Origin of the sequence: Brevibacterium oceani, from assembly GCF_017948325.1 — a bacterium.
Taxonomy (GTDB): domain Bacteria; phylum Actinomycetota; class Actinomycetes; order Actinomycetales; family Brevibacteriaceae; genus Brevibacterium; species Brevibacterium oceani.
In genome coordinates, this window is record NZ_CP072846.1 from 3,939,008 (window position 1) to 3,954,572 (window position 15,565).

12 protein-coding genes are annotated in these 15,565 nt (G+C 66.6%); 5 read left to right on the forward strand and 7 right to left on the reverse strand.

Features of this window, described 5'->3' with window-relative positions:
- Window positions 1–4 precede the first annotated feature (4 nt).
- The gene (locus tag J9314_RS17470) at window positions 5–937 is read right to left on the reverse strand and encodes an NAD-dependent epimerase/dehydratase family protein (RefSeq protein WP_210603577.1); all 933 of its coding nucleotides are present in this window, start codon (window positions 935–937) and stop codon (window positions 5–7) included.
- 47 nt (window positions 938–984) lie between these two features.
- Window positions 985–1,764, reverse strand: coding sequence for an enoyl-CoA hydratase (locus J9314_RS17475; protein WP_210603578.1), 780 nt, complete (start codon window positions 1,762–1,764; stop codon window positions 985–987).
- Between the two features lie 109 nt (window positions 1,765–1,873).
- On the opposite strand from J9314_RS17475, the gene J9314_RS17480 reads away from it, so the two are divergent.
- Both J9314_RS17480 and clpB read left to right on the forward strand, forming a co-directional pair.
- The gene (locus J9314_RS17480; RefSeq protein ID WP_210603579.1) at window positions 1,874–3,451 is read left to right on the forward strand and encodes a Na+/H+ antiporter; all 1,578 of its coding nucleotides are present in this window, start codon (window positions 1,874–1,876) and stop codon (window positions 3,449–3,451) included.
- 249 nt (window positions 3,452–3,700) lie between these two features.
- Window positions 3,701–6,307 carry an ATP-dependent chaperone ClpB gene (gene clpB, locus J9314_RS17485; RefSeq protein WP_210603580.1) on the forward strand — a complete coding sequence of 869 codons (2,607 nt, stop codon included), beginning with the start codon at window positions 3,701–3,703 and terminating at the stop codon, window positions 6,305–6,307.
- A gap of 100 nt (window positions 6,308–6,407) precedes the next feature.
- On the opposite strand, the gene J9314_RS17490 is transcribed toward clpB, so the two are convergent.
- From J9314_RS17490 to J9314_RS17500, 3 genes are all read right to left on the reverse strand, one after another.
- Window positions 6,408–7,784 (reverse strand): HTTM domain-containing protein, encoded by a 1,377-nt coding sequence (locus tag J9314_RS17490; RefSeq protein ID WP_246490481.1) that lies wholly within the window; start codon window positions 7,782–7,784, stop codon window positions 6,408–6,410.
- Window positions 7,774–8,562: a DUF5819 family protein gene (locus tag J9314_RS17495; RefSeq protein WP_210603581.1), complete on the reverse strand. Its 789-nt coding sequence runs from the start codon at window positions 8,560–8,562 to the stop codon at window positions 7,774–7,776. The genes J9314_RS17490 and J9314_RS17495 overlap by 11 nt, the downstream gene beginning before the upstream one ends.
- 241 nt (window positions 8,563–8,803) lie before the next feature.
- Window positions 8,804–9,979 carry a CaiB/BaiF CoA transferase family protein gene (locus tag J9314_RS17500; protein WP_246490482.1) on the reverse strand — a complete coding sequence of 392 codons (1,176 nt, stop codon included), beginning with the start codon at window positions 9,977–9,979 and terminating at the stop codon, window positions 8,804–8,806.
- A gap of 211 nt (window positions 9,980–10,190) precedes the next feature.
- Between J9314_RS17500 and J9314_RS17505 the strand changes: the two genes are divergently transcribed.
- Together J9314_RS17505 and J9314_RS17510 are read left to right on the forward strand one after the other, a co-directional pair.
- Window positions 10,191–11,228 (forward strand): agmatine deiminase family protein, encoded by a 1,038-nt coding sequence (locus J9314_RS17505; protein WP_425514169.1) that lies wholly within the window; start codon window positions 10,191–10,193, stop codon window positions 11,226–11,228.
- 190 nt (window positions 11,229–11,418) lie between these two features.
- Window positions 11,419–11,895 carry a hypothetical protein gene (locus J9314_RS17510; protein WP_210603583.1) on the forward strand — a complete coding sequence of 159 codons (477 nt, stop codon included), beginning with the start codon at window positions 11,419–11,421 and terminating at the stop codon, window positions 11,893–11,895.
- Window positions 11,896–12,048: 153 nt separating this feature from the next.
- On the opposite strand, the gene cls is transcribed toward J9314_RS17510, so the two are convergent.
- Window positions 12,049–13,545, reverse strand: coding sequence for a cardiolipin synthase (gene cls / locus J9314_RS17515; protein WP_210603584.1), 1,497 nt, complete (start codon window positions 13,543–13,545; stop codon window positions 12,049–12,051).
- 342 nt (window positions 13,546–13,887) lie between these two features.
- Between cls and J9314_RS17520 the strand changes: the two genes are divergently transcribed.
- The gene (locus tag J9314_RS17520) at window positions 13,888–14,589 is read left to right on the forward strand and encodes an NUDIX hydrolase (protein WP_246490484.1); all 702 of its coding nucleotides are present in this window, start codon (window positions 13,888–13,890) and stop codon (window positions 14,587–14,589) included.
- Between the two features lie 31 nt (window positions 14,590–14,620).
- Here the strand turns inward: J9314_RS17520 and J9314_RS17525 are convergent, their stop codons facing one another.
- Complete coding sequence (locus tag J9314_RS17525; protein ID WP_210603585.1) at window positions 14,621–15,469, reverse strand: enoyl-CoA hydratase-related protein; 849 nt, start codon at window positions 15,467–15,469, stop codon at window positions 14,621–14,623.
- Window positions 15,470–15,565 lie beyond the last annotated feature (96 nt).

A 15,565-nucleotide genomic window follows, 5' to 3' on the forward strand; every position in this document is an offset into this window, starting at 1 on the left:
CCCCTTACTGGAACCGGGAGGGGATGAGGTGCTGCGTCGTCGAGATCCCGAGCACCCGCTGCTGACGTGAGAGGTTGTACGTCCGGTCTGACTGCAGGTACTCGACGAGGAAGAGCTTCGCACGATCCCCGCGCTTGAACATGCCCTTGACCTTGAGCCCGAGCTTCGCCGCCACCAGCGCCTTGTCCTTCGCCACGCCTTCGATGACGACCTGCTCATAGCCCATCCGGGCGAAGTGCGTGACGATGGCATCCTTGAGCCGGTACGGGGTGGGGTCCCCGATGTTGAACGGTCCAGCGGCCGAGGGCACGTCGAGGCAGGAGAGCGCGGCACGCACGACATTGTCGACATGTGTCAGTGTGATCTTCTGTCGTCCGCCTCCGGGCAGACGCAGCACGCCCTTCTTCGCCAGACCGCGCAGAAACGGCATGAGCATCGTCTCTCCCGGCCCGTAGACGGCTGCGGACCTGAGGATCGCGGCGTCGGGTCGGATGCGAGCGATGAGCTGCTCGGCCAGGGCATGGGTGCGCGAGTACGCATCGGCGAACTCGGTCGGATCTTTCGGACCGGCCTCCTCCCAGAGTTCGGCATGCGGCGCCGCAGAGGAGTACACCGTCGTCGACGACAGGTGGACGATGCGTGCCTTCGGGAACGCGTCGAGGACGTGGCGGGTGCCCGTCACCTTCACCTCGTAGAGGACGTCGTCATCGGCGCTGACTGACGCGATGCCGGCGCAGTGGAAAACCGCCGTGGTCTTCGCCGCCAGCGAGGTCACAGCCTGCGGAGCGGGTTCGGTGATGTCCCACTGCTGGAAGTTCACTCCCGGAATCTCCGGGTCCCGGCGCCCAAGGGCGTAGACGGTCTCGTCCCGGTCGGCGAGCGCACGAGCGATGGCACCGCCGATGAAGCCGCTGGCTCCCGTCACTATCACTGCCACGTCGAAACCACTCCCGTCCTCATCAGCGCATTCTGCGATTCCTCAGTCTACTCGCGGTGGCGCCACCGCGGCTCCCGTTTGGTCAGGAACGCGTCGATCCCCTCCTGCGCATCGGCCGCAACCGCGTTGTGCGCCATCACCTCGGACATCCGCGCATACGCCTCGGCCACCGGCAGTTCGCACTGCTCGTAGAACGCGGCCTTGCCGATCGCGACCGTGGCCGACGAGGCGGCCGCGACATTCCGTGCGAGGTCGAGCGTGGCGGTTCCGAGTTCGTCATCAGCCACGACGTCGGAGACGAGTCCGAACCGCAGCGCATCCTCGGCGGAGACGAAGTCCCCGGTCAGCAGCATCCGCATCGCCGTCTTCGCCGGCACCGCACGGGACAGCGCCACCATCGGCGTCGAACAGAACAGACCGATCTTCACCCCCGGTGTCGCAAACCTCGCCGAGGCGGCCGCCACCGCCAGATCGCAGGTGGCCACGAGCTGGCACCCGGCCGCCGTCGCCACTCCCTGCACCTGCGCGATGACCGGCTGCGGGATGTGCTGGATGATCTGCATCAGACGCGAACAGGCGTCGAAGATCTCCTGCTGCGTCTCGAGATCCGCTCCGCGGATCTCCCCCAGGTTATGACCGGAACTGAACACATGGCCAGAGGTCGACAACACGACGGCACGCACATCGGTGCGGCGGGCCACCTCGGCGAAGGTGTCGATGAGGTCATTCATCACGGACAGGGACAGGGCGTTGCGCGTGTTCGGTTCATTGATCGTCACGGTCGCGACTCCGTCGTCTGCCGGCGCGAATACAATTGATTCGGACATAGTCACATTCTGTCAAAGATCACACGTCCGGAGCAGTTGCTGTGTCGCCTTTCCGCCCGCGACCGATCTCATCCCCAGGTCGGCAGGGCCCGACGCGAGGGAGAGAACCATGACCACTCTGCTGATGATCATCGGATTCGGTGCCGCGACCTCGGTCGTGGTCGGGCTCGGGCAGAAGCTCAAACTCCCGTGGCCTGCGCTCATGGTCCTCATCGGCATCGCCGGCGCCTTCATCCCCACCTTCGCCGAGATCACCATCGAACCCGAGCTCATCCTGCCCCTGTTCCTGCCGCCGCTGCTCTTCGCCGCGGCGCAGAAGACCTCGTGGGCGCTGTTCGCCATCCGATGGCGGACGATCCTCGGCATGGCCGTGGCCCTGGTCGGGGTGACCGTGGCCGCCGTCGCCGGCTCGGCCCTCCTCCTCATCCCCGGGATCACGATCGCCGCGGCCATCGCCCTGGGTGCGATGCTCGCCCCACCCGATCCGGTGGCCGTCGACGCCGTCGCCGGAACCGTCTCGATCCCGCGCCGGATCATGTCGACCCTGCAGTCGGAGGGACTGTTCAACGACGCCGCCTCCCTCGTCATCTTCCAAACCGCGATGGCCGCGGCGATGGCCGGCACCGAGGTGGACTACGGTCAGCTCGCGATCTCCTTCCTCGTCTCCGCCGTCATCGCCATCCTCGTCGGCCTCCTCGTGTCCTTCGTCGTGTCGTGGGTGATGGAGAAGATCGACCACACGATCGCGCGCTCCTCGCTCATGCTCATGTTGCCCTTCGGCGTCTACCTCATCGCCGAACACTTCCACGCCAGCGGAGTCATCGCCGTCGTCGTCGCCGCCCTCGAGATGCGCCGCCGCGACGTCGAGGGCAACTCGGCCGAACGCGTCACCCAGAACTCGACGTGGCAGGTCCTCGAGATGCTCATCACCGGCATCGCCTTCGGGCTCATCGGCCTCGACCTGCGCATGGTCGTCGAGTCCGAGCACGCCGACCTGGGCCGGGCCATCATCGTCGGCCTCATCATCGCCGTGGTCATCATCGGCGTCCGCTTCGGCTGGCTGCTGCTCGGCACCATCCTCAGCCGTCGGCACACCGAGGACGACCCGGATGCCGCCCCGCTCAACCTCCGCGATGCCACGCTGATGACCTGGGGCGGAATGCGCGGACTCGCCACGATCGCCCTGGCCCTGTCGATTCCGGCGACCACCGACACCGGAGAGATCTTCCCCGGACGGTCCTACATCCTCGTCGCTGCCGCCATCATCCTGCTCGTCACCCTCGTCCTGGCGGGGCTGACCTTCCCCGCCGTCGTCGACGGCCTCGGCATCGACGACGAGGCGGAGCGGGAACACCAAGCAACGAAGGACATCGCACTGCGTGCCTACAAGGCCGCGATCCGACAGATCAAGAACGATGACAGCCTCCCCGACGAGGTGGCCGAACCCCTCCGCGCCCGGTTCAAGACCCTCCACGCTCAGCTGCTCGGCACGACGGATGACCAAGCGAGTTCCGAACAGGCGACCGCGTTCAAGGAGCACCGGGAGCAGATGCTCACGGTGCAGAAGAAGGCGATGCAGTCCGCCCGCGCCGAGGTGCTCCGGGCCCGCCGCGAGCGAGGCACCGATCCGGAGATCGCCGACAAGGTCCTCCGCCGCTTCGACCTCCAGTCCGTGCTCGTGCGGTAGGTGCGGGGCGGACGAGCGCCCGCACCCGCGCCAGGGCCCGCACTCGGGTCCGCGCCCGGGTCCGCGCCCGGGTTCTGTCCGGGTCCGCGCCAGGGTCCGCGTCCGTGCGAGACTGCGAGCCGCCTCGGCGGGGGATCTCCTCGAAATTCTGCTTCGGAATCAAAGTTGAGTGGAATAGACTCAACTTTGTCGATGTTGTTCTTTTCGAGAGCTGTAATCAGCACAGAACTTTGAGAAGGAGATGCGTAAATGGACGCTCAGATGACAACCAAATCCCGGGAGGCGCTGCAGACTGCGGTCAACGACGTCGTCGCCCGGCACAACAACCAGATCGAACCGGCCCACCTCGTCGCCGCGCTGCTCAAACAGCCCGACTCCCTGGCCTCGGCCCTGCTGACGAAGGTCGGTGCCGACCCGCAGTCGGTGCTCACCGCGATCGAGGCCGTGATCGGCGGATTCCCCACCGTCAGCGGTTCTTCGGTCAGCCAGCCGGGCCTGTCTCGGTCCGGACTCGAGATGATGAACCTCGCGCAGGAGGAGATGACCGCCCTCGGCGATCAGTTCGTCTCCACCGAGCACCTGCTGCTGGCTGCCGCCGCCGGCAAGGACGGCGCCGGCGATGCGCTGCGTGAGTCAGGAGCCGGACGCGATGCGCTGCTCGCGGCGCTGCCCGAACTGCGCGGAGGCAAGAAGGTCACCTCGGAGAACCCCGAGGAGACGATGCAGTCGCTGGAGAAGTTCGGCGTCGACCTCACCGCCACCGCACGGGAAGGCAAGCTCGACCCGGTGATCGGTCGCGACAAGGAGGTGCGCCGCGTCGTCCAGGTGCTTTCGCGCAGGACGAAGAACAACCCTGTCCTCATCGGCGAGCCCGGTGTCGGCAAGACCGCCGTCGTCGAAGGCCTGGCCCAGCGGATCGTCGCCGGCGACGTTCCCGAATCGCTGCGGGACAAGACGCTCATCAGCCTCGACCTCTCGGCGATGGTCGCCGGTGCGAAGTACCGCGGTGAGTTCGAGGAGCGGCTCAAGGCCGTGCTCGAGGAGATCAAGAACGCCGACGGGCAGATCATCACCTTCATCGACGAGCTCCACACGATCGTCGGTGCCGGCGCCGGCGGCGATTCGTCGATGGACGCGGGCAACATGCTCAAGCCGATGCTCGCCCGCGGTGAGCTGCGCCTGATCGGCGCCACCACCCTCGACGAGTACCGCGAGAACATCGAGAAGGATCCTGCCCTCGAGCGCCGGTTCCAGCAGGTGTTCGTCGGTGAGCCCAGCGTCGAGGACACGATCGCGATCCTCCGTGGACTCAAGGAACGCTACGAAGCCCACCACAAGGTCTCGATCAACGACGGCGCCCTGGTCGCCGCGGCCACCATGTCGAACCGGTACATCACCGGTCGGCAGCTGCCGGACAAGGCCATCGACCTCGTCGACGAGGCGGCGTCCAGACTGCGGATGGAGATCGATTCGGCTCCGGTCGAGATCGATGAGCTCCGTCGTGCCGTCGACCGCCTGAAGATGGAGGACATGGCGCTGGCGAAGGAGACCGACTCCGCCTCGGTCGAACGCCTCAGCGCTCTGCGTGCCGACCTCGCCGACAAGGAGGAGGAGCTGCGCGCCCTCGAAGCGACCTGGGAGTCTCAGCGCGCCGGGCTCAACCGGGTCGGTGAGCTGAAGACGAAGCTCGACGAGCTGCGGTCGGCGGCCGAGAGAGCTCAGCGCGACACGGACCTCGAGACCGCGTCCCGTCTGCTCTACGGGGAGATCCCCGCCGTGCAGAAGGAGATCGCCGAGGCCGAAGCCGAAGAGGCTCAGGCCGAGGCCGGTCAGACCTCGGATCCGATGGTCTCGGACAAGGTCTCCGGCAACGACATCGCCGAGGTGGTCTCGTCGTGGACCGGCATCCCTGCGGGACGACTCATGCAGGGTGAGATCGAGAAGCTGCTCGGGGCGGAGAACGTCCTCGGTGAGCGTCTCATCGGTCAGAAGGACGCCGTCGCCGCGGTCTCCGACGCCATCCGCCGTTCGCGTGCGGGTGTCGCCGATCCGGATCGTCCGACGGGTTCGTTCCTGTTCCTCGGACCCACCGGTGTGGGTAAGACGGAGCTCGCGAAGTCGCTGGCGGACTTCCTCTTCGACGATGAGAAGGCCCTGATCAGGATCGACATGAGCGAATACGGTGAGAAGCACACCGTGTCCCGCCTCGTCGGTGCTCCTCCCGGCTACGTCGGCTACGACGAGGGCGGTCAGCTCACCGAGGCGGTCCGCCGTCGGCCCTATTCGGTGGTCCTGCTCGACGAGGTGGAGAAGGCGCACCCGAGTGTCTTCGACATCCTGCTGCAGGTCCTCGATGACGGTCGGCTCACCGATGGTCAGGGTCGCACGGTCGACTTCAGGAACACCATCCTGATCCTGACTTCGAACCTCGGTTCGCAGTTCCTCGTCGACACGTCATTGTCCGATGCGGAGCAGCGGGAGAAGGTCATGGATGTCGTGCACGCGACGTTCAAGCCGGAGTTCCTCAACCGCCTCGACGACATCGTGCTCTTCGACGCCCTCGGCAAGGACGAGCTCGCCTCGATCGTCGACCTGCAGATCCAGCACATGGCGCGCAGGCTCTCCGATCGCAGGATCTCGCTCGAGGTCACGCAGGGTGCCGAAGACTGGTTGGCCCTCGAAGGCTACGACCCGGCATTCGGTGCCAGGCCGCTGCGCAGGCTGGTCCAGCGCGAGATCGGCGACAAGCTGGCCCGCGCGCTGCTGGCCGGTGATATCCAGGACGGTGACACCGTCGTGGTCGACCTGCCCGAGGACCCCGAGACCCGAGGCCTGGAGCTGCGCCCGAAGCGGTAACGCTCCGGGGCACACTCTGCGCTGGGCAGCCCAGTTTCGGAACTGGGCTGCCCAGCGCAGGGTGTGGAGAACCGGAATCTGCTCAGCGAAAGGAGACGGCTCAGGCGCGCGACTTCGCTGCGGAACTCGACTTCCCACCCGCCTTCGCACCGGAACCGCCCTTCGCGCCGGAACCGCCCACGGCTTTTCCGGCCGCCTTTGAAGCGGAACCCGCCTTCGCACCGGAACCCGCCTTTGCACCGGGAGCACCCGCGGCTCCACCCGCGGCCCGCGGCGAGGTCGACGTCCACCAGTGCCTGAGATAGGCGGCAAGCTTCGCGAATGACCGGTCGCGGATGAAGATCGCGTCGACGGCGATCATCGTCAGGGAGAACCACGGCAGGCCCATGAGCAGCGCGATGCCGAGGTGGAAGGACAGGATGCCGAGCAGCGCGACGATCCGGGTGTAGCGGTTGAAGAGCATGAAGGGGAACGCGCACTGGAAGAGGATCGACCCCCACGAGATCGCGACCACCATCGGCCCCCACGCCGTCATCAGGTCGGAGAGCACCGGCCATGTCCCGAACTGCTGCGTGTGCAGCGGGTTGTAGACGGCGAAGCCGTGCTGCCATGCGCTGCCGCCGGCCTTGTACAGGCCGCCGGACATGTAGATCGCACATACCTGGAAGGCGAGGACGACGATGGCGAGGTTGTTCGCCATGATCAGCGCCCACCGCCACGAGCCTCCGTCGGCCTCGGGGTCCCGCCCGGCCCGTGCCCGCCGCCTGGCATCGAGCGACCACCTCCGGGTCGTATCGGCGAAGAGGAGGGCGATCATGAACATGCGGTAGGCGTTGTCGCCCTGGTCGCCGGCCCCGTCGTTGAGCTCGATGAAGCTCACCCACAGCACGAGGTAGAACGGCAGGACGATCCGCGTCCGCCACCCGAGGATGATGACCACGGCCAGGACCGCCAGACCGAGCATCATCGCCGTGAACAGCGGCGGCACCGTCACCGCCCGGTGGAAGAGGGAGAAGAGCCAGATGTTCGGGAAGTCGCTCTTGGGTTCGGCGATCTCACCGTTCCAGGCCGCCCCCACGCCGAACGTGTAGTGCCGTGCGTTGAAGTTCGTGAGGATGAGGCCGAGGCCGGTGATCCCAATAAGGATCCGCGTCACCGCGAGCCCGTAGGTCGCGTGATAGCGGCCGGTGAGCATCTCCTCGAGCCAATTCCAGCCGTTCGCGATCTTCGTCCGCACGAGCGTCGTCAGCGGAACGAGCCCGACCGCGCCGACTCCGTCGTCACCGTGATCCCGCGCCGAGGCGGCCGTTCCGTCATCGCGCACCGCAGAGTCACGCACCGCGTCGTCACCGTGGACCGTTCCGTCATCGCGCACCGCAGAGTCCTTCGCCCGCCCTCTCGCCGAGGTGGCCGTGTCCTCCTCGTAGATCGGCACCTTCCCTGCCCCGTCCTTCGGGGTCGTCTTGTCACTGTTCACCGACGCACCTCACTTCGTCGGAGGAGCAGAAGTACTTCGTGAACTCCTCTTGGGACTGATGCTTCTCGGTCACCAGCGCACGCCATCCCACCGGCACCGGCTGGATGTCCGGACGTTCGGCGTTCTTGTCGTTGCGGTCGGCGAAGGGCACGACGTTCCGGCGGGCCGCCTGATACTGCACTCGCTGCACGTCATCACCCCAGATCGCCTTCGCCACCTGCGTCGCATAGGCCGTGGCGGTGTGCTCGCTCTCGAGGTAGGACGACACCGTGTTCTTCGGATCGTCGTACTCCCCCAGCTTCGTCTCCAACCGGTCGACCGAGTCATCGCCCTTGAAGTAGTCGAGCTTGACGATCGCCTTCTGATCGTCGGGCAGGTCCTCCCACGAGCCTTTGATGTCCGAGGCCACACCGATGCCCAGCCCTGCCGACCGCGGCGGGAACAGCTTGTACGTCGAGTGGTCGAGCTCGACGTCGGTGGCCCTGACCCACTGGGTGATCTCCTCGCCCTTATCGGTCTTGATCACCGCACGGACATCGAAGTAGTAGTCGCCGTTGATCGGCTCGGGTGCGAACACGCTCCAGGACTGGCCCCACATCGGGATCATGTACTTCGACAGCAGGTCTCCGGGTATGACCTCTCTCAACGTCGAGGAGGGGGCGATCCACAGGAAGCTGGCGAAGAGGTGGAAGCCGGTGATCGCCATGGCGATCACCATCAGGGTCCGCTTCACCGCCGAACGTGGCCGAGGCGTGTCCTCGGTCGGCTTGTTGTCCATCTCGGTTCCAAATTCTCTTAAGCGAATACTCGTGCCGGCACCGGATCAGGGGCCCGTCCGGGCCGCTTTCCGACGCCCGTGGTGACGGCACACAGTCATTAGGGTACTTCAGCCGTGGCTATGATTGCCCTGCTCGGCGGACATCTCTGCCCTGATGACTGCGGCAGAATCCCTGGTCGAACGATCATTCCACCACCTCGCCGGACCCGTTCTTCCGCACCGCCCAGGGCGCCAAGCAGCCTTACCGCAGCGAGCGCAGCCAGCCCTTGACCGCCTCGGTGCTCTCCCCCAGACGCGGCGGCGCCAGCTCATAGCTGGCGGGCGTCTGCGAGAGTCGGATCGGGTTGGCGACGGTGGGGATGACACGGTCGCCGGCACCCGCCTCGGCGACGGGGTCGAGCCCCAGCGACGATGCCAGGTCCACGCCTTCGGCGATCGAGTTGATCGGTGCGCAGGGCAGCCCCGCCTCGGCGAGGATGTCGAACCACTCCTGGTTCGTCTTCTCACTCAGCGCCGCGATCAGCCCGGGCTCGAGCTCGGCTCGGTGGACGTTGCGGTCGGCGAAGTTCGCGAACCGCTCGTCCTCGGCCCATTCGGGGTGGCCGAGCACCTCGGCGAGGCGGACGAACTGTTTGTCGTTGCCACAGGCGATGATGATCTGGCCCTCGGCAGTGGGCATCGGCTGGTACGGGTAGAGGCTCGGATGTTCGTTGCCCATCGCCTGCGGCACCACTCCGCCGGCCACATATGCCGAGGTCTGATTCGCCAGACCCGACAGCGCCGAGGAGAGCAGGTTCGTCTCGACGAGTTGGCCGAAACCGGTGTCCTTCCGGTGGTTCAGCGCACCGAGGATGCCGACCGCCGTGTGCAGTCCGGTGATCACGTCGACGACGGCGACACCAGCCTTGACCGGGCCCGATTCCGTCGAACCGGTGACGGACATGAACCCGGACAGGCCCTGGATGAGCAGGTCGTACCCGGGCATCGGATTGTCCCGGCCGAACCCGGTCACCGACGCGTAGACGATGCCCGGATTGACGGCTGAGACCGTGTCGTAGTCGAGGCCGTACTTCGCCAGTCCCCCAGCCTTGAAGTTCTCGACGAGGACGTCGGAGCGTGCCGCCAGCTGCTGTGCGAATGCGAGATCGTCGTCGTCCTTGAAGTCGAGCACGACCGAATGCTTGTTCCGATTCGCCGTGAGGAAGTACGTGGCATCGTCCCCTCGCCGAGGCGGCGCCCAGTGCCGTGTGTCGTCCCCGGTCTTGCCCTCCACCTTGATGACCGTGGCCCCGAGGTCCGCGAGCATCATCGTCGCGTAGGGCCCGGCGAGCACCCGGGAGAAGTCGGCGACGAGCGTTCCGGCCAGCGGACCCGTCCCCTGCCGGCCGAACGACTCGTGCTGATCCTGCTCTTCCACTTCCTGCCTCCTTCGGCACCTGCGAACACTGGCTGCGCGCCAGGTCATTGACTCCACGCCAGACTATACGGACTCCCGAACACGCCCACTGCCCCGGTCTCGGCACTGTGCTTCGGCGGATGTGCGGCACCGGGCGGAGGTACGGAATCCGTCGCGCCCGAACGCTGCGAAATCGCTAGACTCGAGCCAAGCTCCACCGTCGAAGGGACCGATGATGACCGTGCACATGCCTGCCGAGACCGCCGCCCAGGACCGCGTCTGGATGGCGTTCCCGTCCTCCGGCTACGCACTCGGCGATACGGAGGCCGAGGCCGAGGCGGCCCGCGCCACCTGGGCGGCCGTCGCCCGTGCCACGAGCGAGTTCACCCCCGTTACGCTCGTCGTCACGAGTGCACAGGCGGACCAGGCCAAGCGACACCTCGGCGAGGGGACGAATCATCCGATCGAGATCGTCACTGCCGATCTCGACGATGCGTGGATGCGCGACATCGGGCCGAGTTTCGTCGTCGACGACGAGGGCGGGCTGCGCGCTGTGGACTGGGTGTTCAACGGCTGGGGTGCGCAGGAGTGGGCGAAGTGGGACCACGATGAGCACGTCGGACGATTCGTCGCGGAGCTCGCCGGGACTCCCGTCATCGACTCGCAGCTGCGCAACGAAGGCGGAGGATTCCATGTCGACGGCCGGGGCACAGTGCTGGCCACGCGCAGCGTCCAGCTCGACCCGGGCCGCAATCCGGGAATGACCGAGGCCGAGGTCGAGGCGGAGTTCGCACGCACGATCGGGGCGAAGAAGGTCATCTGGCTCGACCGCGGACTGCACCGGGACAATCAGACCTTCGGCACCCGCGGCCATGTCGACATCGTCGCCACGATGCCCAGCCCCGGAGTCGTGCTCGTCCACGATCAGCGCAATCCTGAACACCCGGACTTCGAATTCAGTCGGGCGCTGAAGGAGCAGTTCGCCGCCGAGACCACCGCCGACGGTGTGCCCTTCGAAGTGGTGCCGATCCCCGCACCCGAGGTGCTGCGCGACGAGGAGGGGTGGGTCGACTACTCCTACGTCAACCACCTGGTGACGAACGGCGGAGTCATCGCGTGCACCTTCGATGATCCGATGGACGCCGAGGCGGCCGCGATCCTCGAACGCGTGTACCCCGGGCGGACGGTCGTCGGGGTCGATGCGCGTGAGCTCTACGCCCGCGGCGGCGGGATCCACTGCATCACCCAGCAGCAGCCGAGCGTGGGTTGAGACAGCAGCCGAGCGTGGGTTGAGCGCGGATTCGGCATGGACGTGTCTAACAGCAAGCCTTACGCAGCCCTCACGGTATAAGCTGGTGAGCAAGGACACAGTGCACGTGCGCTGATCACACCGAAGTCCGGATCTGTGTCCCGCAGCAGTGCGGGCCACAGCGACAGCAAGTTGCGAAGAGGAGCAGACAATGAAGAAGAGATTGATTCTCCTGGCCGGTCTCGGAGTCGGATTCATTCTCGGATCACGCACCGGTCGCCAGAGCTATGAACGGCTCAAGGCGCAGGCTCAGGATCTGTGGACCGACCCGCGTGTCCAGGACACCGTCGATAAGGCCAACCAGTCCATCCGCGAGAAGTCCCCGGCCGTCGCCGACGCCGTGCAGACCGCCGCGGACAAGGTCAACGCCGCAGCGGCAACGAACTCCCCCGTCTCCGAATTCGACGGCGACGAGGACGGTTCGGCCGCCTCTGCGAGCTCATCCGCAGGTGCGGCCAAGAGCACCTCGACAGGTTCGACCGGCTCGGCGGGCGGAGCGAAGAGCACTCCGAAGAGCACTCCGAAGAGCGCGTCCAAGAGCGCGCACGAGAAGGCGAACGACTCGATCGGTGACCCCGAGCGTCACCTCGACGACGAAGGGCCGGCAGGACTCTCCGACGACGACTGAGCCGCAGCCGATGCGCATTCGACTGTGAATGTTTGAGAGTGAAAGGGCGGCGGAACCGATCTCGGTTCCGCCGCCCTTCGCTGTCCTCGCCGACGCCCCGCGCACCCGTCCGTGTGACGGCATGCCTGACCGTTCCCGCCGCGCGGCCGGCGTCTACAGCAGCGAACTCGTCAGCCGGGCGACGTTCTCCACGTATTTCCTCAGCAGCGGCCGGTTCGCCCATTCCTCGGCGTCGAGTTCGACGGAGTTCGGGGCGTAGCGTTCGGCCTCGAGGTCGTACATGCGCTGAGTGAACTCCTTGTTGACGATGAACATCGTGGCCTCGAGGTTCATCGCGAACGACCTCTCGTCCATGTTCGAGGAGCCGACGATCGAGACCTCGTCATCGATGATGAGGAACTTCGAGTGCAGCACCGTCGGCGCGTGGTACATGAAGATCCGCACCCCGGCCCGGACGAGGTCGTCATAGTAGGACTGCTGGGCCTTGTGCGTGAGCCAATGGTCGCTGGTCTCACCCACGTACAGGCGCACATCGACACCCGACCGGGCCTCGGTGGTCAGGGCGTGAAGCAGCGACTCGTCGGGCACGAAGTACGGGGAGCACACGACGACGGTGCGGTTCGCGTTGTAGATGAGGTGGTTGAACAGGCGCAGGTTGTTCTCGTCCTCGAACCCCGGCCCCGAGGGCACCACCTGAGCCTGGATGCCGCCGGACTCGGGTGCCTCGAGGTCGAAGCTGTCGGGTTCGTCGATGATCTCGTTCGTCTCCGAATACCAGTCGGTGACGAACACGGCATCGAGCTCCTCGACGACCGGTCCTCGGCACTCGAGCGACAGGTCCTTCCATTGGAAGCCCTTCCGCAGATTCCGCCGCTTGTTGTAGGAGCGGTCGATGATGTTCTGCGAACCGGTGAACGCCACGTCTCCGTCGACGACGAGGATCTTGCGATGATTGCGCAGGTCGGGCCGCTGGTACTCGCCTCGCCAAGGCCGAATCGGCAGCGCCCGCCGCCAGCTCACTCCCGAAACGTCGAGGCGCTTGACCAGCTCCGAATAGCCCGGGTATCCCAACGAGCCGACGTGATCGATGAGTATCCGCACCCGCACCCCGCGCTTATGCGCGGCCAGCAGCGATTCGAGCAGCCGCCTCGTCGTGTCGTCGATCGCGACGATATAGAACTCGAAGTGCACATAGCTCTTCGACCGGTCGACGGCGTCGGCCATCGCTTCCATACATGCATGGTTGTCCACGTGCAGGTCGAAGGCGTTGCCGTGGGTCATCGGCAGCGCTCCGAGGTCGAAGTTCAACTGTGCGGCGGTGCTCAGCGGCTCGGGCATGTGTGCGTGTTCGCCGAGGATCGCCCGGTTGCGCAGCTGGTCGCGGATGAGGTCGTTGATCTGTGACTGCTTGTCCCGCCGCCGCTTCGGCAGCTTCGCCGAGCCGAGCAGCAGGAACGCGAGGATGCCCACATAGGGGATGAGGAAGATCGCCAGCAGCCAGCCGAGCGCGACCGAGGGCTTGCGGTTGTGCGGGATCCACCCGAGCGCGATGATGCGGATCACGAGGTCGATGAGCAGGAGGACGAAGATCAGCCAGTTCGGCCACGCCTGATCGATCGTGATGAACGGATAGATGCCGAAGTTGTTCATAAGTTGCCCGTTCAGCCCCGCCCTGGTTCGTCAACGGATGGGTTCCGCGCCTCGCCGGGAGGCTCTCGCTTCGCCTCCCATCGTATCGTGGCGTCTCTTCCGTTCACACGGGGCCATCCCCTCTGACCATGGAAATCATCCGTTTCCCACTGTCGGGCCACCTCGGCGAGGATGCCCAGCGCCGCGTCGGGGAACGTGGAAGGATCAGCCCCGCGGCAAGGCGACACGACCGCCCCGCACCGAGGTGGGAAACGTCAACGGAACCGCCCCGCCGTCCCTCGCCGAGGCGGGGGTGGGCATACTGGGAGGTGACGTGTGCAGGCGAGAGCGAGGGTGCTGAGAGTGATCCGAGACATCAATCCCGAGGGTTCCGACCGTTCGGACATGGCCGACGCCGCCAGCCGCGGTCCCGACGTCACCGATCCCGAGGCGGTGCCGGTTCGGCCCGCCGTGAGCGTCATCATGCTCCGCGACGGGGCCGAGGGTCTCGAGGTCTTCGTCCAGCACCGGGTCTCGACGATGGACTTCGCGGCCGGCGTCGTCGTCTTCCCCGGCGGACGAGTCGATCCCGTCGACCGGGAGTCCTCCCGGACCATCACCGCGTCCGATCCGCACGTGCACACCTCCGCGTGGTCGCAGTCGACCATCGCCGAGGAGGCCGAAGGGTGGCGGGTCCTGCTCGCGACCGCTGTGCGCGAGGTCGAGGAGGAGACGGGTGCGGTGCTCGATCCCGGCGGGCTGGTTCCGTGGGCGAACTGGGTGACCCCGATCGGTCGGCCCAAGCGCTTCGACACCTACTTCTATGTGACCGCCGCGCACGAGCTGGCCACCGCCCATCATCAGACGACGGAGGCGCACACGAGCGAGTGGCTTCCCGTCGCCGGAATCCTCGAGTCCGAGGGTGAGGGGACGCTCAAGCTCATGCGTCCGACGTTCGTTCTGCTGCGTGAGCTGTCCGGGTTCGCGAACGTCGCCGAGGTGCTCGGAGCGCAGCGGGTCATCGATCCCGTCCGCCCGGACTTCCCCTCCAACCGCGGGTCCTGAGCCGGGGCTGCCGCACTGCGGCCGATTCTGGTCAACCCTTCGCGCGTGCCTTCATGGCCGCGAGGCGCTCGGCGACGACCTGCTGCTGTTCCTCGGTGCCGAGCAGTGAGGCCAGGGCCTCCTGTTCGGCGTCGAGCCCGCCGCTGAGATCGGAGTCGTAGGAGAGATCGACGAGCCGCTTGGCCCACACGAGCGCCGAACGCGACTGTCCGGCGATCTGCGCGGCGAGTTCGAGGGCGCGGGCGACCGGATCCTCGGCGACCTCATCGACGAGGCCGATGCGGAACGCTTCATCCGCGCCGATCGTGTCGGCGGTGACGATGAGCTTCTTCGCCTGTGCCGGTCCGACGAGGCGCGGCAGCAGCTGGGTGCCGCACATGTCGGGGATGATGCCCCACTTGAGCTCCATGAGGGAGAGCTTCACATCGGGGGCGGCCACTCTCATGTCCGCGCCGAGGGCGATCTGGAATCCGCCGCCGAGCGCGGCTCCGCGGACCGCGGCGATGACCGGCACCTCGACGAGCGACCAGATGTGCACGGCCTTCTGTGCCAGTGCCCGAGCCGAGCCGAGGCGGGTGCCGACCTGGACCACCGTGGCCGGGCCAGTCCCCTCCTCTTCCGCGGCCGAGCGGGTCGCGGCCCCGGACTTCGCGATCCGGGCCATTTCGGTGAAGTCGAGTCCGGCGCTGAAGGCCCGACCCCGGCCGGACAGGACCACGGCCTTGACCTCGGTCGACTCCCTGATCGCCAGTCCCGCCTCGACGAGGTCTTCGAAGACCTCGCGGGTCAGGGAGTTGAGCTTTTCGGCACGGTCGATCTCGACGTGGGCGACGCCGTCGCTGAGGCTGTAGACGACGGTCTCGTTCGCGGTCTGGGGCATGGCGGACCTTTCGGTGACGGGCCGGAGTCTGCAGACTCCGGCATCGGCGTGATGATGACCGCCGGACCGGGCGGGGACTCCGTCAGCCCTGAACGA

Bases quoted from the DNA above. Each gene is read 5' to 3' on its own strand.
- J9314_RS17475 (WP_210603578.1), bottom strand. From the start codon at position 1,764: ATGTCCGAATCAATTGTATTCGCGCCGGCAGACGACGGAGTCGCGACC.
- J9314_RS17480 (WP_210603579.1), top strand. From the start codon at position 1,874: ATGACCACTCTGCTGATGATCATCGGATTCGGTGCCGCGACCTCGGTC.
- clpB (WP_210603580.1), top strand. From the start codon at position 3,701: ATGGACGCTCAGATGACAACCAAATCCCGGGAGGCGCTGCAGACTGCG.
- J9314_RS17495 (WP_210603581.1), bottom strand. From the start codon at position 8,562: ATGGACAACAAGCCGACCGAGGACACGCCTCGGCCACGTTCGGCGGTG.
- J9314_RS17505 (WP_425514169.1), top strand. From the start codon at position 10,191: ATGATGACCGTGCACATGCCTGCCGAGACCGCCGCCCAGGACCGCGTC.
- J9314_RS17510 (WP_210603583.1), top strand. From the start codon at position 11,419: ATGAAGAAGAGATTGATTCTCCTGGCCGGTCTCGGAGTCGGATTCATT.
- cls (WP_210603584.1), bottom strand. From the start codon at position 13,545: ATGAACAACTTCGGCATCTATCCGTTCATCACGATCGATCAGGCGTGG.
- J9314_RS17525 (WP_210603585.1), bottom strand. From the start codon at position 15,469: ATGCCCCAGACCGCGAACGAGACCGTCGTCTACAGCCTCAGCGACGGC.